Annotated in this window: 18 protein-coding genes and 1 tRNA gene; 8 read left to right on the top strand and 11 right to left on the bottom strand. The window is 67.8% G+C overall.

Annotation, left to right across the window (positions count from 1 at the left end; genetic code table 11):
* Nucleotides 1-8: 8 nt before the first annotated feature.
* Nucleotides 9-1,403, bottom strand: a complete 1,395-nt coding sequence (locus H1R19_RS07865) for a cystathionine beta-synthase (RefSeq protein ID WP_188329829.1) — start codon at nt 1,401-1,403, stop codon at nt 9-11.
* A 188-nt stretch (nt 1,404-1,591) separates the two neighbouring features.
* On the opposite strand from H1R19_RS07865, the gene H1R19_RS07860 reads away from it, so the two are divergent.
* On the top strand, nt 1,592-2,506 hold the full coding sequence (locus H1R19_RS07860) for an SGNH/GDSL hydrolase family protein (RefSeq protein WP_188329940.1): 915 nt from the start codon (nt 1,592-1,594) through the stop codon (nt 2,504-2,506).
* Between the two features lie 65 nt (nt 2,507-2,571).
* Complete coding sequence (locus H1R19_RS07855; RefSeq protein ID WP_188329830.1) at nt 2,572-3,795, top strand: acetyl-CoA C-acetyltransferase; 1,224 nt, start codon at nt 2,572-2,574, stop codon at nt 3,793-3,795.
* Between the two features lie 346 nt (nt 3,796-4,141).
* Here H1R19_RS07855 and H1R19_RS07850 read toward each other — a convergent pair whose 3' ends face one another.
* From H1R19_RS07850 to H1R19_RS07835, 4 genes are all read right to left on the bottom strand, one after another.
* Nucleotides 4,142-5,008: a Bax inhibitor-1/YccA family protein gene (locus H1R19_RS07850; protein WP_188329831.1), complete on the bottom strand. Its 867-nt coding sequence runs from the start codon at nt 5,006-5,008 to the stop codon at nt 4,142-4,144.
* 202 nt (nt 5,009-5,210) lie between these two features.
* Nucleotides 5,211-5,846, bottom strand: a complete 636-nt coding sequence (locus H1R19_RS07845; RefSeq protein ID WP_219851143.1) for a TetR/AcrR family transcriptional regulator — start codon at nt 5,844-5,846, stop codon at nt 5,211-5,213.
* Between the two features lie 73 nt (nt 5,847-5,919).
* Nucleotides 5,920-8,190 (bottom strand): MMPL family transporter, encoded by a 2,271-nt coding sequence (locus tag H1R19_RS07840; RefSeq protein ID WP_219851142.1) that lies wholly within the window; start codon nt 8,188-8,190, stop codon nt 5,920-5,922.
* 82 nt (nt 8,191-8,272) lie between these two features.
* Nucleotides 8,273-9,493, bottom strand: a complete 1,221-nt coding sequence (locus H1R19_RS07835; protein ID WP_219851141.1) for an oxygenase MpaB family protein — start codon at nt 9,491-9,493, stop codon at nt 8,273-8,275.
* 206 nt (nt 9,494-9,699) lie between these two features.
* On the opposite strand from H1R19_RS07835, the gene H1R19_RS07830 reads away from it, so the two are divergent.
* A tRNA-Leu gene (locus H1R19_RS07830) sits at nt 9,700-9,773 on the top strand.
* Between the two features lie 105 nt (nt 9,774-9,878).
* On the opposite strand, the gene H1R19_RS07825 is transcribed toward H1R19_RS07830, so the two are convergent.
* Together H1R19_RS07825 and H1R19_RS07820 are read right to left on the bottom strand one after the other, a co-directional pair.
* Nucleotides 9,879-10,799, bottom strand: a complete 921-nt coding sequence (locus H1R19_RS07825) for an SDR family oxidoreductase (protein WP_188329835.1) — start codon at nt 10,797-10,799, stop codon at nt 9,879-9,881.
* Between the two features lie 71 nt (nt 10,800-10,870).
* Nucleotides 10,871-11,707: an SDR family NAD(P)-dependent oxidoreductase gene (locus H1R19_RS07820; RefSeq protein ID WP_219851140.1), complete on the bottom strand. Its 837-nt coding sequence runs from the start codon at nt 11,705-11,707 to the stop codon at nt 10,871-10,873.
* Between the two features lie 113 nt (nt 11,708-11,820).
* Here H1R19_RS07820 and H1R19_RS07815 point away from each other — a divergent pair, with 113 nt between their 5' ends.
* Nucleotides 11,821-12,039: a hypothetical protein gene (locus H1R19_RS07815; protein ID WP_188329837.1), complete on the top strand. Its 219-nt coding sequence runs from the start codon at nt 11,821-11,823 to the stop codon at nt 12,037-12,039.
* Nucleotides 12,040-12,131: 92 nt separating this feature from the next.
* Here the strand turns inward: H1R19_RS07815 and H1R19_RS07810 are convergent, their stop codons facing one another.
* Entirely contained in the window at nt 12,132-12,947 is an 816-nt protein-coding gene (locus H1R19_RS07810; protein ID WP_188329838.1) for an SDR family NAD(P)-dependent oxidoreductase, read from the bottom strand.
* Between the two features lie 314 nt (nt 12,948-13,261).
* Between H1R19_RS07810 and H1R19_RS07805 the strand changes: the two genes are divergently transcribed.
* Nucleotides 13,262-14,497, top strand: a complete 1,236-nt coding sequence (locus H1R19_RS07805; protein ID WP_280527236.1) for an alpha-hydroxy acid oxidase — start codon at nt 13,262-13,264, stop codon at nt 14,495-14,497.
* Nucleotides 14,498-14,548: 51 nt separating this feature from the next.
* Here H1R19_RS07805 and H1R19_RS07800 read toward each other — a convergent pair whose 3' ends face one another.
* Nucleotides 14,549-16,006 (bottom strand): MFS transporter, encoded by a 1,458-nt coding sequence (locus H1R19_RS07800; protein WP_219851138.1) that lies wholly within the window; start codon nt 16,004-16,006, stop codon nt 14,549-14,551.
* Between the two features lie 148 nt (nt 16,007-16,154).
* Here H1R19_RS07800 and H1R19_RS07795 point away from each other — a divergent pair, with 148 nt between their 5' ends.
* Together H1R19_RS07795 and H1R19_RS07790 are read left to right on the top strand one after the other, a co-directional pair.
* Nucleotides 16,155-16,841, top strand: coding sequence for a TetR/AcrR family transcriptional regulator (locus H1R19_RS07795; RefSeq protein WP_188329941.1), 687 nt, complete (start codon nt 16,155-16,157; stop codon nt 16,839-16,841).
* A gap of 1 nt (nt 16,842) precedes the next feature.
* On the top strand, nt 16,843-19,188 hold the full coding sequence (locus H1R19_RS07790; protein ID WP_219851137.1) for an MMPL family transporter: 2,346 nt from the start codon (nt 16,843-16,845) through the stop codon (nt 19,186-19,188).
* Between the two features lie 48 nt (nt 19,189-19,236).
* Here H1R19_RS07790 and H1R19_RS07785 read toward each other — a convergent pair whose 3' ends face one another.
* Nucleotides 19,237-19,563 carry a putative quinol monooxygenase gene (locus tag H1R19_RS07785; RefSeq protein ID WP_188329842.1) on the bottom strand — a complete coding sequence of 109 codons (327 nt, stop codon included), beginning with the start codon at nt 19,561-19,563 and terminating at the stop codon, nt 19,237-19,239.
* Between the two features lie 229 nt (nt 19,564-19,792).
* Here H1R19_RS07785 and H1R19_RS07780 point away from each other — a divergent pair, with 229 nt between their 5' ends.
* Complete coding sequence (locus tag H1R19_RS07780; protein ID WP_219851136.1) at nt 19,793-21,217, top strand: aldehyde dehydrogenase family protein; 1,425 nt, start codon at nt 19,793-19,795, stop codon at nt 21,215-21,217.
* Nucleotides 21,218-21,281: 64 nt separating this feature from the next.
* Here H1R19_RS07780 and H1R19_RS07775 read toward each other — a convergent pair whose 3' ends face one another.
* Nucleotides 21,282-22,535, bottom strand: a complete 1,254-nt coding sequence (locus H1R19_RS07775; RefSeq protein WP_219851135.1) for a benzoate/H(+) symporter BenE family transporter — start codon at nt 22,533-22,535, stop codon at nt 21,282-21,284.
* Nucleotides 22,536-22,671 lie beyond the last annotated feature (136 nt).

The raw sequence follows: 22,671 nt of genomic DNA, 5'->3' as shown, positions 1-22,671 counted from the left end.
TGGTGCTCCTATCCGACGATCGGGTGGCTCGACACGAAGGCGAGCAGGTCGTGGCGGGTGATGACGCCGATGGGCTTGCCGTCCTCGACGACCATCAGCGCATCGCTGTCACCGAGGGCCTTGGTGGCTGCCGACACCGGTTCACCGGAACCGATGAGCGGGAACGGATCTCCCATATGCGCCGACACCGGGTCGGCCAGGCTGGCGCGACCCTCGAAGACCGCACTCAGCAGGTCGCGCTCGGTGACAGCACCGGCGACCTCCCCCGCCATCACCGGCGGTTCGGCGCCGACGACCGGCATCTGCGACACCCCGTATTCGCGGAGGATCTCGATGGCGTCGCGCAGGGTCTCCTGCGGATGGGTGTGCACCAGGTCGGGGAGCGCTCCGGTCTTGCTGCGCAGCACGTCTCCGACGAGTGATTCCTTGGTGTTCGCGTCGAGGGGGGTGCGCAGGAATCCGTAGCTGCTCATCCACTCGTCGTTGAAGATCTTCGCCATGTAGCCGCGACCGCCGTCGGGAAGCAGCACGACGACCACCGCGTCGGGTCCTTCACGCTCGGCGACCTGCAGCGCGGCGACGACGGCCATCCCGCACGAACCGCCCACCAGCAGACCCTCCTCGCGCGCGAGGCGCCGGGTCATGTCGAAGGAGTCCGCGTCGGAGACCGCGATGATCTCGTCGGGGATGTCCGGGTCGTAGGCGGCGGGCCAGAAGTCCTCGCCGACGCCCTCGACCAGATACGGCCGGCCGGTGCCGCCGGAGTACACCGAGCCCTCAGGGTCGACGCCGACGACCTTCACCGCGCCGTTCGACACCTCCTTGAGGTACCGGCCCGTGCCGGTGATGGTGCCGCCGGTACCCACGCCTGCGACGAAGTGGGTGACCTTGCCGTCGGTGTCGGCCCAGATCTCCGGGCCGGTGGTCTCGTAGTGGCTCTGCGGTCCGGCGGGGTTGGCGTACTGGTTGGGCTTCCACGCACCGTCGATCTCGGTGACCAGACGGTCGGAGACGTTGTAGTAGCTGTCGGGGTGGCTGGGTTCCACCGCGGTCGGGCACACCACGACCTCTGCACCGTAAGCACGCAACACGTTGCGCTTGTCCTCGCCGACCTTGTCCGGGCAGACGAACACGCACTTGTAACCGCGCTGCTGGGCGACGAGCGCCAGACCCACACCGGTGTTGCCCGACGTCGGTTCGACGATGGTCCCGCCCGGCTTCAGCTCACCCGACGCCTCCGCGGCGTCGACCATCCGCACAGCAATGCGGTCCTTGCTGCTGCCACCGGGGTTGAGGTACTCGACTTTGGCGGCAACGAGCCCCGATCCGGGTGAGGTCACCGAGTTGAGCTTGACCAGCGGGGTGTTGCCCACCAGGTCCACGACGTGATTGGCGATGCGCATGCGTCCATGGTCCCAGAGACGCCGCCGACTCCGACACCCGGCTGTTCCCCGGTCCGACTCAGCGCAACCCGACTCAGCGCAACCCGACGCCGCGACGCTCTCGCCGTATGCGGGGCGACCCTTCTCGGCCGGCGGAGTTGGACCCAAGCCCCACTATGCTGGCGCCCGTGTCCCGTTCGACTCGCAGGATGGCCACCTCCGGCAGGGTCTGGCGCGATGTCGGCGCCACGGCAGCGGCCACCGGCGCCTCCGCAGGTGCCGGGTGGGCGGCCTACAACCTGCTCAACAACCAGGCTGCGGCGGCTCGCCTGGTCATCCCCCACCGCACCGACAACGCCCCCGACGGCGACGGTGTCTATTTTCCCGACGGCACCGTCGCGCGCCACACGCGCGACACCCCGGCCGATCTGTTCCTGGTCGTCTTCGGCGACTCGACGGCGGCGGGCCTCGGCGCCGAGACCGCCGACCAGACGCCGGGAGTGCAGCTCGCACGCCGCGTGTCCGCCGAGACCGGCCAGACCGTCCGCTACGCGAACAAGGCGATCGTCGGCGCGACGTCGAAGGGCCTGGCCGCACAGATCGATGCGATGTTCATCTCCCGCGAACGGCCCGACGTCGCCGTCATCCTCGTCGGGGCCAACGACGTCACCGCGCGCAACGGCATCCGTTCCTCGGCACGACGACTCGGCGAGGCCGTGCGCGGGCTCGTCGCCGCCGACGCGCGGGTGGTCGTCGGCACCTGCCCTGACCTCGGTGTCGTCACCGCGATCCCGCAACCCCTGCGCGCGGTCCTGCGTGGCTGGGGGCTTCGTCTCGCGGCCGCGCAGCGTTCGGCGGTGCGGTCCGCCGGCGGCCGGGCGGTTCCGCTTGCCGACCTCCTGACGAAGGAGTTCCTCGCCCGGCCCGATCACATGCTCTCCCCGGATCAGTTCCACCCGTCGGCGGCGGGATACACCCTGGCGGCCGACAACCTGTTGCCGGAGGTGCTCGCCGCGCTCGGCGCATGGGGTCCGACTCCCCTGCCGCAACCGCCGGAGGTGTCCGTGGCCGTCGAAGAAACACGGTTTGTCTCTCGTGTCAGACGGCTGCTGAAGCGTGCTTGACCTGGGAGTATCCCCGATGGCCGACCGTCCGACCAAGCAGATGCTTGGTACGGTAGCTTTGAGGCATGCCAGAAGCAGTGATCGTTGCCCATGCCCGTTCTCCCATCGGCCGCGCGGCCAAGGGATCCCTCAAAGACGTTCGCCCCGACGAACTGTCGAAGCAGATGGTCCAGGCGGCACTCGCCAAGGTGCCCGAGCTCGATCCCGCCTTGATCGAGGACATCCACTGGGGCATCGGTCAGCCCGGCGGACAGGGCGGCTACAACATCGCCCGCGTGATCGCCGTCGAACTCGGCTACGACCACATCCCCGGTGTCACCGTGAACCGCTACTGCTCGTCGTCGCTGCAGACCACGCGCATGGCCCTGCACGCCATCAAGGCGGGTGAAGCCGATGTGCTGATCTCCGGCGGTGTCGAGAGCGTGTCGAGTTTCGGGATCTCCGGTGGCGCCGACGGCGCCCCGAACTCCAAGAACCCGCTGTTCGAAGACGCGATGGCCCGCACCGAACTCGGCGCCGCCGGTGACGCCGGCATCTGGCACGACCCGCGCAAGGACGGCCTGATCCCCGACGTCTACATCGCGATGGGCCAGACCGCCGAGAACGTCGCCTCGTTCACCGGGATCTCCCGCGAGGACCAGGACCGGTGGGGCGTCCTCAGCCAGAACCGCGCCGAGGCCGCCATCAAGTCCGGCTTCTTCGAGCGGGAGATCGACCCGGTGACCCTGCCCGACGGATCACAGGTCACCACCGACGACGGCCCCCGCGCGGGGACGACATACGAGAAGATCTCGCAGCTGAAGCCGGTCTTCCGTCCCGACGGCACCATCACCGCCGGCAACGCGTGCCCGCTCAACGACGGGGCGGCCGCCCTGGTCATCATGAGCGACACCAAGGCCAAGGAACTGGGCCTGACCCCGCTGGCACGTGTCGTCGCGACCGCGGCAACCGGCCTCTCGCCGGAGATCATGGGTCTCGGCCCGATCGAGGCGATCCGCAAGGTCCTCAAGATCTCGGGTATGTCCATCTCCGACATCGACCTCGTCGAGATCAACGAGGCGTTTGCCGTCCAGGTTCTCGGATCTGCGAATGAGCTCGGTATCGACCACGACACGCTCAACGTCTCCGGCGGCGCGATCGCGCTCGGCCACCCCTTCGGGATGACCGGCGCTCGCATCACCACCACCCTGCTGAACAACCTGCGCACCCACGACAAGACCTTCGGCATCGAATCGATGTGCGTGGGTGGCGGTCAGGGTATGGCCATGGTGCTGGAGCGCCTGAGCTGACAGTGCTGGAGCGCCTGAGCTGACGGTTCTCCGGTCTCAGCTGATCGAGACCTGCTCCACCTCGTCGACGCCCCCCGCAGCGCTCGGTCCCCGGACCGCGACGCTGCGGGGGGTTGTTCGTCGGAAGAGGAACCACGCGATGACCGCGGCAGCGCCATCTGAATCAGAAAGAACACGATTTGCGCGCGTCAGATCCGTGGCGAGTCCCTGCCGGGTGAATCTGCGGTGGTCGGCACAGTGTGTGCGCTTCCCATGTCCTTGTGGGTCCGAATGGTCTGATCAGACGACACTGGCCCCGCACCTACAGGTGCGGGGCCAGTGTCGGAACGGGTCACATCAGCTCGGACTAGTCCGAGTTGAAGTAGGTCAGCAGACGAAGGATCTCGACGTACAGCCAGACCAAGGTGACGGTGAGGCCGAGGGCCACGCCCCATGCGGCACGCTCGGGCGCACCCGCACGGATCAGTCGGTCCGCGGCGTCGAAGTCGAGCAGGAAGCTGAACGCGGCGAGCGCGATGCAGACCAGCGAGAAGATGATGGCGATCGGGCCGCCGTCGCGCAGGATGCCTGCCTCACCGGTGAACAGCCCGATGACCAGGTTGCCCAGCATCAGGACGAGGACACCGATCATGCCGGCGAACAGCATGCGGGTGAAACGCGGGGTGACGCGGATGGCGCCGACCTTGTAGACGAACAGCATGCCGAAGAACACGCCGAAGGTGCCGAGGACGGCCTGTCCGATCAGCGATCCGGCCGAGGTGTCACCGGCGACGACCATGTTCGCGAAGACGAACGAGATCGAACCGACGAACAGTCCCTCGAATGCCGCGTAGGCCAGGACGATGGCGGGATTGTCCTGCTTGCGTCCGAACGTCGCCACCAGGACGAGTACCAGGCCGGCGATGGCGCCGACCATCATGAGGGGCAGAGCCAGGCTCATCTGGGCGGACTCGGTGGCCCGGCTGCTGATCGCGAAGTAGGTCGCGACGGCGGCCAGGGTGAGTACACCGAGTGTCATCGCGGTCTTGGTGACCACGTCGTCGATGGTGAGCTGACGAGTCGCCGGGGGTGCCGGCCGGGTGTAGGGGTCAGTGGCCTGACCGTATTGGTTGATGCCGGCTCCGGCGCCGGCCATGCCGGCCCCGAAACCCGCGTACCCGGATTGGTTGTCGCGGACGACGCCGCGCATCACCGGGTTGCTGCTCTCTCGCACGAAGCGCTCCTTAATCGGTACGGATGTATACGGTCTCAACGTCGGGTCTTTCCTGTGAGTTCCCTGCCGGATGCACAAGTCGACCGTGTCGTCGCCGACTTTACCGACTCTTGACTCTCCTGTCGTACATCCCCGTGCAGAAATGCCGTTAGCGCTCAGCCATTGGGCGGACCGCATCGACCGTAGCCAGGTGCGGGTGGCGTCAAGATCGGTCGCGAGTCGCCATCGCCGCGCGCCCCAGGCACACCGACTTCAGCAGCGACTCCGCCTGACTGAAATCCGGGCCCCAGCCGAGTCCCGGCTTCGCCAGCATCAACGACGCGACGCCGTGCGCTGCCGCCCACAGTTCGAGGACCACATCGGCGACATCGTCGTGGCCGAACATGCCCTCGTCGGCGAGCTCGGTGATCGTGGTGACCAGTCGTGCGTACGCACTGGCGGCGAGCACCGCATCCACCTTCGACGGATTTCCCTCATGGGCGGGTTGGGCGAATGCCACGCGGTAGAGCACGGGCGTCGACACCGCGAAGCGGACGTAGGCCATTCCCAGCGCCAGGGCGCGTTCGAGGGGATCGTCGACGCCGTCCGAGGCTGCCGCCATCTCGTCGTCGAGGCGCGCGAAGTATCGGGCGCACACTGCGTCGAGCAGCGCTTCCTTGTCAGCGAAGTGCAGGTAGATCGACGGCGGGGTGACGCCGACGCGGCCGGCGACCGCACGGATCGACATCGCGGTGTCGTCGCCGTGCTCGACGAGGATCTCCCCGGCCGCCTCGATGATCTCCTCGGCGAGGATCTCCCCGGAGCCACGAGGAGATCTGGCCCGTCTGCGTGTCACCACTACTCTCCTGACCTCATCCCGATGGCGATTGCCGGCCGGCATACCGCGCGCGACCCCCGGTAGGAATTCGGTGTCAGACCCTCGACGGCGTTGTCTCGCCGGACCGCCGGGCGTCCCCGCCGAGCTCCGGCACCTCCTCCGAGAGCCCGAACCGGTCGTGGACGCGGCGCAGCGGCCTGGGCGCCCACCAGTTCGCGCGTCCGAGGAGCCGCATGAACGCGGGCACCAGGAACATCCGGATGACGGTGGCGTCCATCAGCACCGCGAGGGTCAAGCCGATCCCGAACAACCGCATGAACGACACCTCCGACGCGCCGATCGCGGCGAACACGATGCTCATCAGGAACGCGGCAGCCGTGATGACCCGGCCGGTGCGCGCGAGGCCCAGTGCGACGGAGTGGTCGCTGGCCGCGCGGGTGCGATCGGACTGCAACCATTCCTCCCGGATGCGGCCGAGCACGAACACCTCGTAATCCATCGACAAACCGAAGGCCACGCAGAACAGCAGGATCGGCACGGTCGCGTTGAGCGTTCCGGTGGCGGTGGTCCCCAACCCGTCGAGGTGACCTTCCTGGAAGAACCAGACCATCGCCCCGAAGGTCGCCGACAGCGACAAGATGTTGAGGACAAGCGCTTTCAGGGGAAGCACGACGCTGCCGGTGAACAGGAACAGCAGCACGAACGTGGCGATGGCGATGATCCCGAGCACCCACGGGAGGTGGGCGTAGATCGACGAGACGGTGTCGTCTGTCGTCGCCGCGAGACCGGTGAACAGCGTCTCGGTGCCGGCGGGCGGCGGTACCGCGCGCAGGTCGTCGAGCTGCGCGATGCCCGAGTCACTCATCGGGTCGCTGTCGGTGGAGATGTTGAGTACGTGTAGGTCCCCGCGACTGTCCTCCGGGCTTCCCGGAGCGATGGGCCGGCCGCGGACATACGTCCCCGCCGACGAGCCTGCGGAGTTGACGTCGGCCACTTCCGACAGTGCCCTGGTGTACTCGGCGAGGGCCTGTCGGTCGGCCTCTCCCTGCACGACGACGGTGACCGCCGCCGACAGGTCGTCTTCGTAACCGTCGCGGATCTCCTGCTGGACGGCATGCGAGCCCGCCGACTCGGGCAGTACCCGGTCGTCGGGGAAGCCCATCTTGATCGACAGGAACGGTGCGCCGAGTACCAGCAGGAAGAGCGTGACCACCGCGGCGACCGGGAGCGCGTGTCGGAGTACCCATTGCACGAGGCGGTACCACCAGGTGTCTTCGGGCCGGCGCGGTCGTGACGTCGGCAGCCGCAGCAGTCGACGCATCGGCTTGCGGGCGTCGAGCGAATCGATCCGGTCGCCCAGCACCATCAGCACGGCGGGGGTCAAGACCAGTGCCGACGCCGACGCCACGATCACCACACCCAGGCCCGCGAATGCGAAGGAGCGCAGGAAGTACTGCGGGAACAGCACCAGGGCGCTCAGCGACAGAGCGACGGTGACCGACGAGAAGGCGACCGTCCGCCCGGCCGTCGCCATGGTCCGCACGATGGCGTCCGGGCGCGCCAGGCCTCGATCGACCTCCTCGCGGTATCGGGTCAGCAGAAGCAGCGTGTAGTCGATGGCGAGCGCCAAACCCAGTGCGGTGGTGAGGTTCAGGGCAAACACCGACACGTCGGTGATCGAGCCGATCCCCCGGAGCAGGGCGAAGGTGAGGATGATCGAGACGATGCCGATCCCCACCGGAACGGCAGCGGCGAGGAGTCCGCCGAAGATGAAGATCAGCACGATGAAGGTGATCGGGATGGCGATGGCCTCGGCGATGAACAGGTCCGACGAGGTCTGATCGTTGACCTGGGCGAAGACGAGCGCCTGCCCCCCGGCACGGATGGTGATGCCTTCCCGCTCGCCGGCCAGGGCCTTCTCGATCTCCACCGCCCGGGCCGGTGCCAGATCCTCTCCCCCGGCGAGAGACGCGATGACCAGGGTGGAGGTCCGGTCGCGACTCACCAGCGCGGAGTCGAGTGCGGGATTGGTCCACACCGAGAGGATCTGGTCCTGGACGTACTCGTTGTCGTCGAGTTCGCCGATGATGCTCTTGCCGACGGCCTGCGCTGTCGGGTCACGGGAGATGTCGACGCCGTCGGGGGCGTCGAGTTTCAGGACGACCTGGATGCCGCCGCGGTTGAAGGTCTCGTCGAGCGCCTTCTCGGCGCGTGCCGAGTCGGAGTTCGGGTCGCTGTAACCCCCTGCGAGGAGATGTTCGGCTGCGGTCGCACCGTAGGCGCCGCAGACCACGAGCAGGATCACCGCCCCGAGTAGCACCCTCTTCGGCATGGAAATGACCAGCCGAGTCATCCGAACCAGCATGCGGTGCCCCTCGCCGTCGAATTTACGGCGTTAAGTTATCAGCAGTAATCTAGTGGGTCAACGATTGTTCACCAGTGTGAACTTATTCGTGGGCCACCATCCCGAGACCGCGCCGGACCGTGCGCAACTCCCGCTCGATGACCGTTGATTCGGAGCCGAGCAGCCCGGTCGACCGGACGATCTCCCGTAGCCGCACCGCCGGACGTGCGACGTCGACGAGGTGATGCAGCGGCGTGCGCCGCAGACCCATCCGCCGCGCCACCGACCGATCGACCCACCGCGTGCTGATCGCCGAGAACGACGACATGAGAAGCGGTCGGGTGAGGGTGTCGACCGCCGAGACCAGCAGGGCGGGCACCGGAATCGGGGAGGCACCGTGGACGACGCCGGGCAGGTCGTAACCCTCCCGGAGCAGTGCCCGGGTGAGCACCTTCGACGAGTCATCCGGTTCGAGTTCGAATTCGCCTGCCACCCGGAACAATTCGCTCGCGGCGTCGTCGTTTGCGGGCAGGAGGTCGTCATCGACGCCGACGACCCAGCCTATCCAGCGCCACAGATGGGTGATCGCTTCCCGCTCGGCGCTGCTGTAGTGGATGCCGAAGTCGCGCGCGACCAGCAGCGGTAGTGCGAGGAAGCCGCATGAGATGGTCATGACCGAGTAGGTCTGGTTGATCGGCACACCCCACTCGGCCTCGTCCCAGGCCGGGGTGTCGGGCCCGTGCGGGTTGCGAAGGATGTCGCGGATGTAGGCATGGAGCAGCCGGATGCGAAGGGTCGCAACCCAACCCGCGTTACCGGGGAGCATCGATCCGGGTGTGGTGGCCTCGGCGACCCACCGTGCGGTGGACTGCACCCGGTCGCGGGTGCCCGACCCGAGTCGCCCGGTGGCGACCAGCGGACGGACGAAACCCTGGGCCTTGAACCCGTAGATCAGTGATTGGTACAGCGTCGAGGCCTGCAACGTGCCGAAGCGCCACCAGGCCCGCGCACCCGACGCCGCGAACGCCGGATCGAACCATGGCGGCGGGACGCTCGCGACCCGCAGCAACTCCGTCATCGACGCAGGCATCTGCAGGCGATCGGAACCGGCCTCCACGTCGATCCCGGCCGCGGATTCTCCGTGGGTTTCCAACAGTTCGACGAGTGTGGAGAACGAGATCCCCAGCTCGCGGGCCTCGGCGATCGCCGCGTCGGCAAGCGGGTCCCCCTGGACGAGGCCGAGCTCCAGACGCTCGACGATGCCGGGATGCCGTTCTCGGACAGCCTCCCAATTGCGCGCCCCGGTCACCGCTGCCGCGTCCATGCCTCGATGATCACCCCCGCACCGGGGGCGGTCAAGGAAACGCGCTCGACTGATGGACGTCGTTTCGGCCGGCAGACTTCGATCGAAGTCTGGCAGTCGAGGTGAAGTCGGACGGATGGCAACGCGCCCACCAACCCGCAGCAGCACGGTCGCCACCGCCGCTGACTATGCTCACCGGGGACGTCCGTCTCCATGACGAGACCCCAGCCCCCATAGCCCAATTGGCAGAGGCAGCCGACTTAAAATCGGCACAGTGTCGGTTCGAGTCCGACTGGGGGCACCGTCACAACCCTGCCGACCTCCGGCCGGAGTGCGCCCACCGAGTTCGGGTGACATCCCGCACGGCGCACCAACGGAAAGGCCCGGTGACGTGCGGCGCAGTGGGCTACGACGGAGCGCCGGCATCCGGCGGCACGTTACCGATCGCGACATTGCGCGCACTCGTGGACCGGTGCAGGGTGGCGACGTCGGCGTCGACCGCAGGCAGGAACTGCGCCACCAGCCCACGTGTCAACCGGTCCCCCACCGCCGAGTTCAACACCGGTTTGAGCCATCGCATGGCCTCGACCCAGCCGGCCGGAACGTCGACATGGTGCTTTCGCTCGGCGAGCCCGCGGACGAAAGCGTCGGCGCACTGTTCCACCGGGAGACGCCGGGACAACGGTCCCGGCAACCGGGACAGGAGCTCATCGAACGCCGACAGGTCGGCACTGGCCTCTTGCACCAGCGGGGTGTCGATCCAGCTCATGTGCGCCGAACCCACGTCCACACCGCGATAACCGACCTCCATCCGCAGCGCATTGGCGAAGTGTTCGACGGCGGCCTTGCTCGCGTTGTACGACGACATGCCGCCCAGCGGGGCGTAGGCAGCCATCGACGATACGATCAGCACATAACCCCGCCGCTCCATGACCGACGGCAGCGCGGCGCGCACCGTGTGGAACACGCCGGTGACGTTGACATCGATCACCCGCCGGAAGGCGGCCGGGTCGACGGCGAGAACCGTTCCGTAACTGGCGATTCCGGCATTGGCCACCACCATGTCGATACCGCCGAACCGTGCGGACCCCGCATCGACCGCGGCCTGCATGTCCGCCAGCGAGGTGACGTCGGAGACGGTCGCGACCGCGTTGTCGGGGCCAAGTGATGCGGCCACCTCGTCGAGCGCCTGCTCGTCGATGTCGGACAGCACCACCCTGGCCCCGTTCGCGACGAGTGCCGTTGCGGTGGCGCGGCCGATCCCCCTCGCCGCCCCGGTGATGAACACGACCTTCCCGGCCACGGATCCCTGACGGCGTCGAAACATGGCTGCCAGTGTGCGCCGGCCGGGTGCCGTCGAGGAGGTGTTCCGCGGAACACTCTCGGCGCGTGGCGGGTTCAGCCCTGTACAGCCGGCGGGCGACTCTTCCCCCGGTACACGAAGGTCCCCACCTGGACGTACGCCATGCGTTCGCTCAACCGGGAGCTCAGCCGCCGGGCGCCGTTGAAAGCGTGGGCATCCTTGCCGATGACCACACGGAGCCGCCCCTTCAGAGTGGCGTCGACGATCCGGCGAGCCGCTTTCTGCGGAGGCATCGCGAAGGCCTTGGCCACCGCTTCGGGCGTCCCCAGCGCCTGCGATGTCTTACGCACCAGATCGGTCCAGATGGTGCCGGGGATGACCGTCGTGACCGTCACGCTCGACCGGGACCCGCGAAGATCCTGGGCCAGGCCGTACCCGAAGAGGGCGACCGCGGCCTTGCTCGCACCGTAGAACGCCGCACCGGGGAACGGAGCGATCCCCGACAGACTGGACGTGATCAGGATGACGCCGCCGTCGGGTCGCTCCTGCAGGTGCGGCAGGAAAGCACGTGTCAGCCACACGGTCCCGAAGAAGTTGACCCGCATGAGCGTCTCGATCCGCTCGTCGGACACCTCCACGATGGTCTCGGTGTCCTGCGGGATCCCGGCGATGTTGAACAGACCGTCGACGCTGCCGGCAGCAGTCCGCACCTCGTCGGGAAACCTCTGCACCGCTTCGCGATCGGCGATGTCGAGCAGGAACGGGAAGAAGCGCGACGGATCGCCGGACAGACGCGCAGTCTCGGCCAATCCCGCTTCGTTGATGTCGGCACCGGCCACCGTAGCGCCACGCTCGATGAGGTCGTGTGCGACGCAGCGCCCGATCCCGTTACCCGCACCGGTCACCACGAACACCTTGCCGGCGACGTCCACATGCCCTCCTCGAGCGTCTACTGGAGGCACCCTAGCAAGCAATTGGTTGGGTGGCCGCTGTGGATCACGCCCACCGTGCGGCGACAGATGGCCGTGGTGGTGTACTCGATGCCATGTCTACTCGGGTTGTCCTGGCCGCCGACTCCTCGGTCGCACTCCTCACCCTCGGCATCTCCGTCTACGCGATCGCCATCCTCGTGTGCCTCGGCATCGCGATCAACGCCGCCCGCTTCGGCCGTCGGCGTACGGCGATCACCATGGGCTGGGTGGTCGGCGTGCTGACCGTCGCCGGAGTCATCGTCGCCATCCTCAGCAGCGTCGCGGGAGGCTGAGGGGGTTTCGAGCGGGGGGTTTCGACAAGCTCAACCGGCAGAACCCGAGCTCAACCGGCAGAACCCGAGCTCAACCGGCGGGAACCCCCAGCTCAGCCGGCCGGCGCCTCCAGCTGGGCGCGCTGACGCGAGATGAACAGACCTGCAAGACGATTCGTCAACCCCGGGGCCGCTCGCTGCATGCGCCAGGAGAGCCGGGCGCGTCGGGGTACGACGAGCAGGGGCTGGTTGCGCGCGACGGCCGTCAGCACCTCACGGGCGAGGCGGTCGGCGTCGTAGGCCCTCGACGACCCCTGACTCGCGAGATAGTAGGACCGGCCGACGAAGCCACCCACCGACCCCTTGTCGAGAATCGGCGTCTCGACCGCCGACGGACAGACCGCCAGCACGCCCACCCCGTGCGCGGCGGCTTCGGTGCGCAGCGCGAGCGACAGCCCGACGACCGCATGTTTGGTCATCACGTAGCTGGTGATGAGACCGGCCGCGACGAGGCCGGCCATGGACGCGGTGTTGATGATGTGCCCGGATCTCTGCTCGATCATCACCGGATATGCGGCCGCCACCCCGTGCACGACGCCGCGGATGTTGACGTCGATGATGGCGTTCCACTGATCCAGTGTCAGCATCTCGGTGGGTCCGCCCCAGGTGATCCCCGCGTTGTTGAACATCAGGTCCAGCCGCCCGCTGCGGGCCACCACGTCGTCGACGACCCGCGTCACCGCGTCGGCGTCGGTCACGTCCAGAGCGACCGCACGCACGGCGCCTCGTTCGTCCGCTGCCTCCGACGCAACACGCTGCGCCGCCGCCAGATCGATGTCGGCACAGGTGACGTCGGCTCCGTCCGCAGCGAGCGCCCGCGTCAGCGCGGCCCCGATCCCGGAACCTCCGCCGGTGACGATGGCGGTCATACCCGCACAACCAGAACCACCGCCACCGGACCTTCTCCGTCCTTCGAGCACCACATCTCCCGTCGCTGCTGTCGTCGATTCACCCCGCCGGAGCCGATCATCGTCCCCCGCTCGCCGCGACCTGGCCGATTTCGAGATTCCGGCACCGTTGCACGCGCGGATCGTCGGCGCGGTGCGGATCCCACGGACGGATCGATGGCGATGTCGAGACGATGCGGACTATCGTCGCCGACAGGTTCCCGCCGCAACACCTGCACCCCGGGGACTCGCAGCACAGGTCACCGCGCCGCGATCGGTGCAGGAAGGGCATGACCATGGATCGTCGGGTACCCAGGCCGCGCGACCTCGCGCCCCTGATGCAGTTCAAGAGACCACAATTCGACGCCAAGAAACGGCGCCTCGACGCCGCGCTCACCGTCGAAGATCTCCGGAGGATCGCCAAGCGTCGTACCCCCAGGGCCGCCTTCGACTACACCGACGGTTCGGCCGAGGCCGAGCTGTCCATCGAGCGTGCTCGACAAGCGTTCTCCGACATCGAATTCCATCCGGCGATTCTGCGCGACGTGTCCCGGGTCGACACCTCGTGCACGATCCTCGGCGGACGGTCGGAGCTGCCGTTCGGCATCGCACCGACCGGTTTCACCCGGATGATGCAGACCGAAGGTGAGTACGCCGGCGCGCGCGCCGCCGGGCGGGCCGGCATCCCGTTCTCGCTGTCGACGATGGGCACCGCGTCGATCGAGGACGTCAAGGAGGCGAACCCGCGGGGCCGCAACTGGTTTCAGCTGTACATGTGGAAGGACCGCGAACGGTCCATGGCTCTGGTCGACCGGGCCGCGACAGCCGGATACGACACCATGCTGGTGACCGTCGACGTCCCGGTCGCCGGCGCCCGGCTGCGCGACAAGCGCAACGGCATGTCGATCCCGCCCGCGCTGACCGCCAAGACGGTGCTGAACGCGATCCCCCGCCCGCAGTGGTGGATCGACTTCCTGACCACCGAACCACTCGCCTTCGCCTCGCTCGACCGCTGGTCCGGGACGGTGGCCGAATTGCTGGACACCATGTTCGACCCGACGGTCACCTTCGAGGACCTGGCATGGATCAAATCCCAGTGGCCCGGCAAGCTGGTGGTCAAGGGCATCCAGACCGTCGAGGACGCCAGAGCGGTCACCGACCTCGGTGCCGACGGCATCGTGCTGTCGAATCATGGAGGGCGACAGCTCGATCGGGCACCCATCCCGTTCCACCTGTTGCCACAGGTGGCGCGCGAGGTCGGCCAGTCGACCGAGGTCATGCTCGACACCGGCATCATGAGCGGCGCCGACATCGTCGCCTCGGTCGCTCTGGGCGCCCGGTTCACACTGGTCGGCCGGGCGTACCTGTACGGGTTGATGGCCGGCGGCGAGGCCGGGGTCGACCGGATGATCGAGATCCTCGGCGAGCAGATCGCCCGCACGATGCGCCTGCTGGGCGTGGCGGCGCTGGAGGAGCTGACACCGGCGCACGTGACGCAACTCGAGCGTTTGGTGCCCCGTCCGCGTCCCTGAGGTTCGAGGATCGCAGCGAACCGGGCACCCGGACGCCCCGGGTCCGCGGACCTACCTCGCCCCGACGGTCTCGCGACGGTGCGGGAGGTAGTCCGCCAACCCGACCGCGAGCGCGATCAGGACGAGGAACCCGGCGGTCGCGAGCCCGATCTGAAAGGCCCGCGCCCAGTCGCCGTGACTGTTCGCGACCTGGGCGAAGAACACCGCTCCCACGAGCGCGATGCCCGCGGCGGCCCCGATGCGCTGGCCGGTCTGCAGGATCCCGCCCGCGATGCCGGCCTTGGTGACCGGCACGGGGTCGAGGCTCAGCGTGAGGTTGGGCGAGATCACCAGGCCGGAGCCGATGCCCGCGACGAGCAACGGCACCGCGGCGGCATATCCGACGCTGTGGCCTGGCACGAACTGGACCGCGATGATCGTCGCGACCATCCCGAGCACCACCAGTCCGAGGCCGATCAGGACGAGCTTGCGACCGACCTTGCCGACGATGTTGCCGCCGATGCTCGCCGACACCGCCGATCCCAATGCGAACGGCGTCACCGCCAGGCCCGCCTGCAGCGCCGTGTAGCCGAGACCCTGCTGAACGAACAGCGTGTAGATGAAGAACACCGTGGTGAAACCGGCGAAATAGACCATCGCGATGATGCAGCCGAGCGTGTACGACCGCAGCGAGAACAGTGAGAGGTCGATGAGTTGCTGACGGCCGGCACGGCCCTGGCGCCGTTCCCACAGTACGAACGCACCGAGCACGATCGCCCCGACCACCAGCAGCAGCCACTTCCGCGCCCCCGGCCACTCCTGGTCCTGGACCATGGGCAGCATCAGGGCGAACACACCGGCACCGAGTAGCAGCACACCCATGGGATCGAAGCTGCCGCGAAGCGGTTGTTTGAGCTCCGACGGCCGCGCCGGGATGAGCCGGATGGCGGCGATGAACGCGACGATCCCGATCGGCACATTGACGAAGAAGATCCAGCGCCATCCCTCGGCGGTCCCGCCGGCCTGGATGAGGACACCACCGAGCAGCGGCCCCACCGCGGTGGAGATCCCGATGGTGGCGGCGAACATGCCGAACGCCCGGCCGCGCTCGGCGCCACGGAAGAGCAACTGGATCAGACCGGAGACCTGTGGAGCGAGGATGCCGCCCGCGACTCCCTGGATGAGTCGCGAGACGACGAGCTGTGTCGGCCCCTGCGCCAGTCCGCAGGCGGTCGACGCCAGGACGAACAGCGTGAGCCCGACGAGGAAGGTCGTCTTCCGCCCGCGGGCGTCGCCGACGCGGCCAGCCGGGACCAGCACGAGCCCGTAGGCGAGCGCATACCCGGAGACGACCCACGAGAGGTCGGCGGTGCTGGCACCGAGCCCCGCCTCGATCGACGGCAGCGCCACGTTGACGATCGAGACGTCGAGCAGCGTCATGAAACCGACCACCAGACACACCGCCAGCGCCTTCCACCGGCGCGGGTCGGGCTGATAGTCGGCGGAGAACGGATTGGCCGGAGTCGACATCGGTCGCCTTTCGGAAAGGGACTTGCCCGTATTGCCCGACACGTCGGTGTGACCTGTCCCACCCCTCGATACCCATTGTGGCAACCCTCCCAAACTTGCACGAATCTGCAAGTTTGCAGGCGCCTGCAAGTTCCGTACCGTGGATGAGGTGCACACCCTCGGACTCCGCGAATCGAAGAAGGCAGCGACCCGCACCGCGCTCGCCCGCGCCGTCCTGCGGCTGTCGACGCGGGATGGCATCGACCAGGTCACGATCGACGCCGTCGCCGCCGAGGCGAACGTGTCCGTCCGCACGTTCCACAACTACTTCGGCGGCAAAGAAGACGCGCTGCTGCATTTCGTGTCGACGTTGTTCGACACCATCGTGGAACGGATCGAGGCCCGGCCGGCCGAGGAGGACCTCTGGTGTTCGGTCCGCACCGCCCTCGTCGAGGCCGCCATGTCGCCCGAGGTCGGCGAACCCGCCGAGATCGTCGAACTGTTCCGGCTCCTCGACACCGAACCAGGACTGACCGCACGAACACGCGACAGCGAACTCGGCGACACCGTCGAGGCCCGCATCGTCGAGCTCTTCGCCCGGCGCGGCCAGCAACCCCATGCGCTCTATCCCCACCTGGTCCTGCACAACGCGATCACGACGGTGCGCGTCGCCCTGGAGTACTGGGTGACCCACCGCGCGTCGCTCGCCACCGATCCCACCGCGGCCACCGACCCGGCCGGGCGCCTCGAACTGTCCACCGTGCTCGAGGCAGCCTTCGATCAGGCGTCGGCCGGTCTCGCGCAACCCGTTTCGGCCGTCGACAAGCTGGCCGCGACATCCCCCAAGGAGCACTGACGTGGCAACACACCTGTATCGGCTCGGACGCTGGACGTACGAGAACCGTTTCAAGACGATCGCCATCTGGGTGCTGGTGCTCATCGGCATGGGGATCGGCGCAACCATGCTGGCCAAACCGACGTCGGAGTCGTTCTCGATCCCCGGCATCCCGTCGGAGAAGGCCCAGGACCTGATGGTCGAGCGCTTCCCTGGCGAACCGGCCTTCGGATCCGACGTCTCCGTCACGTATCTCCTTCGCGCACCGCAGGGTTCGACGCTGACCGAGCCGCAGTACCAGCAGGCGATCGACACGATGGTCACCGACCTCAAGGGCGTCGAGGGCGTCAAGAGCCCCGAGGCGATCGTCAATCCCTTCGACTCCTACGGCACCGAGCAGTCTCCGGGGAAGCTCCGGGAACTGTCGCAGAGCTTCCAGCAGCAGACCTTCGACAAGAGCGCCGAGGAGGCCGCGGCCGACGCCCAGGCCATCTCACCCATCAACTCCGAAGCCACGGTCGCCCAGTTGGGTGCCTCGTTCGACGTCGAGGCATCGTCGGACATCACCGAGACCACCCGCGAGCAGATGGGCAAGGTCGCCGACGACGCCCGCGCCGCCGGTCTCACCGTTGAGATGAAAGGCACGGCCACACAGCAATTCGAGCTCGGTATCACCTCCGAACTCATCGGCATCGGCGTCGGCGCGCTGATCCTGATCCTCACCTTCGCCTCGCTCGTGGCCTGGGGCATGCCCATCATCACCGCCATCGTCGGCGTCGCGATCGGCATGCTCGGCATCCAACTGGGCACCAACTTCTTCGATCTCAGCAATGAAACCCCGATCCTCGCGACGATGATCGGCCTCGCCGTCGGCATCGACTACGCGCTGTTCATCGTGTCGCGGTACCGGCATGAGATCCATCGCTCGTCGAGCCGCGCCGACGCCGCGGGCAGAGCGGTGGGCACCGCGGGTTCGGCGGTCGTGTTCGCCGGAAGCACCGTGGTCATCGCACTCGCCGCACTGGCCATCGTGAAGATCCCGTTCCTCACCGCCATGGGTGTCGCGGCGGCGGCCACGGTGATCGTCGCGGTCCTCGTCGCCCTGACCCTGCTCCCGGCGATCCTCGGGCTGTTCGGGACCAAGGCCTTCGGCGGGCAACTCCCCCGGCTCAACCCCCCGGATGTGGAGCAGCACGAGGCCGAGCGCGTCCACAACGGCCAGCGCTGGGTGCAGCGCATCGTCGCGCGTCCGCGTACGGTCACCGTCGCGATCATCGGCATCCTCGTCGTACTCGCCATCCCGATGGTCGGCCTCAAACTCGCACTGCCCAACGACGGGACGTCCGAGCCGTCGACGACTCAGCGCCAGGCCTACGACATGGTCGCCGAGGGCTACGGCCCCGGATTCAACGGACCACTCGTGGTCGTGGCCGACGGACGCGGGATCGAGGACAGCGGTGAGCGGATCACCGCATTCGACACGCTGGTCGACGACCTCAAGCGGATCGACGGCGTCTCTGTTGCCCAGATCGGCGCCGGCGGCCTCAACGAGGCGCGCGACACCGCGAAGATCACCATCATCCCGTCGACCGCACCGTCGGACGAGGCGACTCCCGAACTCGTCCAGAAGCTGCGAGACATGGAACCGCGGGTGTCGGCGACCACCGGCATCTCCTACGGGGTGACCGGCCAGACCGCGATCGAACTCGACATCTCCGAACGGCTGTCGGACTCACTGATCCCCTACCTGCTGGTCGTGGTGGGACTCGCGTTCATCCTGCTGATCATCGTGTTCCGCTCGATCCTGGTGCCGCTGACGGCAGCCCTGGGATTCCTGCTCAGCGTGGCAGCGACGTTCGGTGTCACCGTCGCACTGTTCACCGACGGGGCGCTGGGTATCGTGGACAACCCGCAACCGGTGGTGTCGTTCCTGCCGATCATGTTGGTGGGCATCGTGTTCGGGCTCGCGATGGACTATCAGGTCTTCCTCGTCACGCGAATGCGTGAGGCCTACGTGCACGGCGCCGACGCCAGGACCGCCGTCGTCGAGGGCTATCGGCACAGCGCCCGCGTCGTGGCCGCGGCCGGGGCGATCATGATCTCGGTGTTCGCGGCATTCATGTTGCAGGACATGGCCTTCATCAAGGTGATGGGCTTCGCGCTGGCCGCCGCGGTGTTCTTCGACGCCTTCGTCGTCCGCATGACCCTGATGCCCGCGGTCCTGACGGTGCTCGGCGACAAGGCGTGGTGGCTGCCGCGCTGGCTCGACCGCATCCTGCCCGACGTCGACATCGAGGGCGAGAAGCTCCGGGTCGCCGGGTCGGGACCGGCCGCCGAGACCGAGGCAGAGGTCCGGACCGGACGATGAGCCACGACCGTCCCGCCGGCGTTCAGCGGCCGGCGGGACGTCGCGGGTTCACTCGGGCTCGACCTCGAACTCCCCGAGCCTCGACCACTCATCGCCGTCGATCGTCGTGTTGATGACGTCGGGCGTCCGCTCGAGGTACTTCGGGAGCTCCTTCTGCGCCTGCTTGAAGTGCGGCGAGGTGACATGGGCTTCGGCGGCGTCGTCGTCGAAGGCCTCGACCAGCACGTAGGTGTGCGGGTCGTCGAGCGACCGCGACCAGTCGAACCACTTGTTGCCCGGCTCGGCACGGGTCGCCTCGGTGAACTCCCGCGACAGCTCGGGCCACTCGTCGGCATACTCGGGCTTGATCGGCCATTTCACGACGATGAGAATCATCCCTCGACCCTAGCTCCCGCGCCGGAGGTCGAGCGTCGCATTATGCGACCGGGACTGTTGCCCGAGGATCGGCTGAACCACGATCTGTCGTCCCAGGATCGTTGTCCCACACCGGGCGCTCCTGAGGCGGGTGCCTGCTCGGGGGGATTCACGAGACCCCGATCCCAGCAACGCCTAGAGTGTGAGACAGACAACAAATGCCGTCACTTCAGGCAACAACGGAGGCACCATGCCGGACATCACCAAGTTCTACATCGACGGCCAGTGGGTCGAGCCCGCTGAGCTCAACCTCGTCGACGTCATCAACCCTGCCACCGAGAAGTCGGCCGGACAGGTCGCCATCGGTAGCGCGGCCGACGTCGACGCCGCGGTCGACGCCGCCCGTCGCGCATTCGTCACCTGGGGACAGACCACCGTCGACGAGCGCCTCGAGGTGCTGAACAAGATCATCGCCGAGTACCAGAACCGCATGGGCGATCTCGCCGCCGCGGTGACCGAGGAGATGGGTTCACCCGTCGGCCTCACCAACGCAGCGCAGGTGCCGATCGGTCTCGGTCACCTCATGACCGCCGCCGCCCAGCTCCCCGACTTCAAGTTCGTCGAGGACCGCGGCACCTCGCGCATCGCCAAGGAGCCCATCGGCGTGTGCGGTTTCATCACCCCGTGGAACTGGCCGCTCAACCAGGTCATGTGCAAGGTGGCCCCGGCACTGGCCACCGGGTGCACCATGGTCCTCAAGCCGTCTGAGGTCGCCCCGTTCTCCGCCGCCATCGTCGCCGAGATCTTCGACGCCGCAGGCGTTCCCGCCGGCGTGTTCAACCTCGTCAACGGCGATGGACCGGGCGTCGGCGCGGCACTGTCGAGCCACGAGGGCATCGACATGATCTCGTTCACCGGCTCCACCCGCGCCGGCATCGAGGTCGCCAAGAGCGCCGCACCGACCGTCAAGCGTGTCGCCCAGGAACTCGGCGGCAAGAGCCCGAACATCATCCTCGACGACGAGGACTTCGCCAAGAACGTCGCCGGCGGCATCGTCACGATGATGATGAACTCGGGACAGTCGTGCAACGCCCCGAGCCGCATGCTGGTCCCGGCCGCGCGCGTCGAGGAGGTCGCCGAGATCGCCAAGGGCGTGGCCGCCGACCTCACCGTCGGTGATCCGACAACCGACGTGCGCCTCGGCCCCGTGGTGTCCGAAGCCCAGTTCGACAAGATCCAGGGTCTGATCGAACGCGCGATCGCCGACGGCGCCACCGCCGTCATCGGCGGAGCGGGACGCCCCGAGGGACTCGAGACCGGCTATTACGTGAAGCCGACCGTGTTCACCGACGTCACCAACGACATGGAGATCGCCCGCACGGAGGTCTTCGGTCCGGTCCTCGTGGTCATCGGATACGACTCGCTCGACGAGGCGATCAAGATCGCCAACGACACCGAGTACGGTCTGGCCGGTTACGTGTCGGGCAAGGACGTCGACGAGGTGCGCAAGATCGGTTCGCAGATCCGCGCCGGCTCGATCTCCCTCAACGGCGCGCAGCTCGATCCCAGCGCCCCGTTCGGCGGTTACAAGAAGAGTGGCAACGGCCGCGAGTGGAGCGACTACGCCTTCGACGAGTTCCTCGAGGTGAAGTCGCTGCTGGGCTTCGGCGCCTGACACTCGACGCTCGATCTCTGCCTGAGTGAGTGAGGGATGCGTATCGGTTTCCGATACGCATCCCTCACTCTGTGTTTCCGGTCCGGAAGTCGACGCGCTCGACCGCCCACGACACCAGCACCCCGGCGATCAGTCCCCAGAACGCCGACCCGATGTTGAGCACGGTCAGGTCCGACACCGACACCAGGAAGGTCACGAGCGCACCCATGGTGAACCGTCCGGTGCCGAACGCTCCGCGGAACGCGCTCTGCAGCGCCGGAAGCAGCGCCAGCCCGCCGACGGTGGCGATGAATGCCGACGGCATCGCCTGCATCAACGCGACGAACATCGGCGCCAGTAGCCCGACGACCACCGCCAGCACCCCGAACGTCAGCGCGGCGGTGTACTGCCGCTCACGGCGACCCCCGGCGACCAGCAGCGCGTTCGTGGGTCCGGTGAGGCACGTCGAGATCGCACCGACCGAGGCGGCCAGCGCCGACCACACCCCGCAGGCGACGGTGATCGCGTTGACCGGCGGCCGGTGACCGGCGACGCGCAGCACCGCCACACCCTGTCCGTTCTGCACCACGATGACGGTGATCGCCAGCGGGACCACCAGCTCCAGCGCGGCACGAAGGGTGAACTCCGGCGCGGTGAACACCGGGACCGCCATCACCGACGACGGCGGGTCGTCGAGGTGGAACGCACCCGTTGCGGCGACTGCGACGGCCCCCACCACGAACGCCCCGATGATCGGCGGCATCCACCGGCTCACCGTCCCGTGGAACTGCAGGGCGAAGAAGGCGACGACGATCGGCGCCGCCACCCACGGGTCGGCCCCGACCGCATCGACGATGTCCAGGCCGAACTGCAGGAACACCCCGGCGACCATGCCCATCACGATCGGCATCGGGATCGCCGACATCGCGGCCCGCACGCGCCCGGTGAGTCCGATGAGCAGGATCAGCAGGCCGGTGAGCAGGAAGGCGCCGACCACCTCCGACCACGCGAGGTGCTGTACCGCGGACCCGACGAGCACGGTGCCCGGGATCGTCCACGCGAAACCCAGGGGCATCCGGTACAGCCAGCTGGCGATGACCGTCAGGATGCCGTTGAGGACGAACACGCCGAAGATCCACGACGTCAGCTGCGCGGTGGTCAGGTCACCCGCGGCCCCGGCCGCCAGGATCACGGCCACCGGACCCGACGCCGCGAAGATCAGACCGATGATGCCGTTGACGACGTAGATGCCGCCCACGTCGCGCATCATCGACGACAGCCCCGGACGCGGGTCACCCCGGACGTCCGTGGCCGGATTCTCGGAGCTCGGTGCAGACATGCGGGGTGACCTCCTCATCCATCGGCCCTCCCCTCCGGCGATGCTAGTTCCGGATTCAGCACGGACAAGGACTCACTTTCCGCCGATTGATCGCCGACATTCATCAATCCACGACGCGGTGCGGCCCACCTGCGTG

The sequence above is a fragment of the Gordonia jinghuaiqii genome (assembly GCF_014041935.1).
In the GTDB taxonomy this organism is placed as follows: domain Bacteria; phylum Actinomycetota; class Actinomycetes; order Mycobacteriales; family Mycobacteriaceae; genus Gordonia; species Gordonia jinghuaiqii.
The sequence above is the reverse complement of the archived record's forward strand: the minus strand, read 5'-3'. Positions and strand labels throughout refer to the sequence as shown.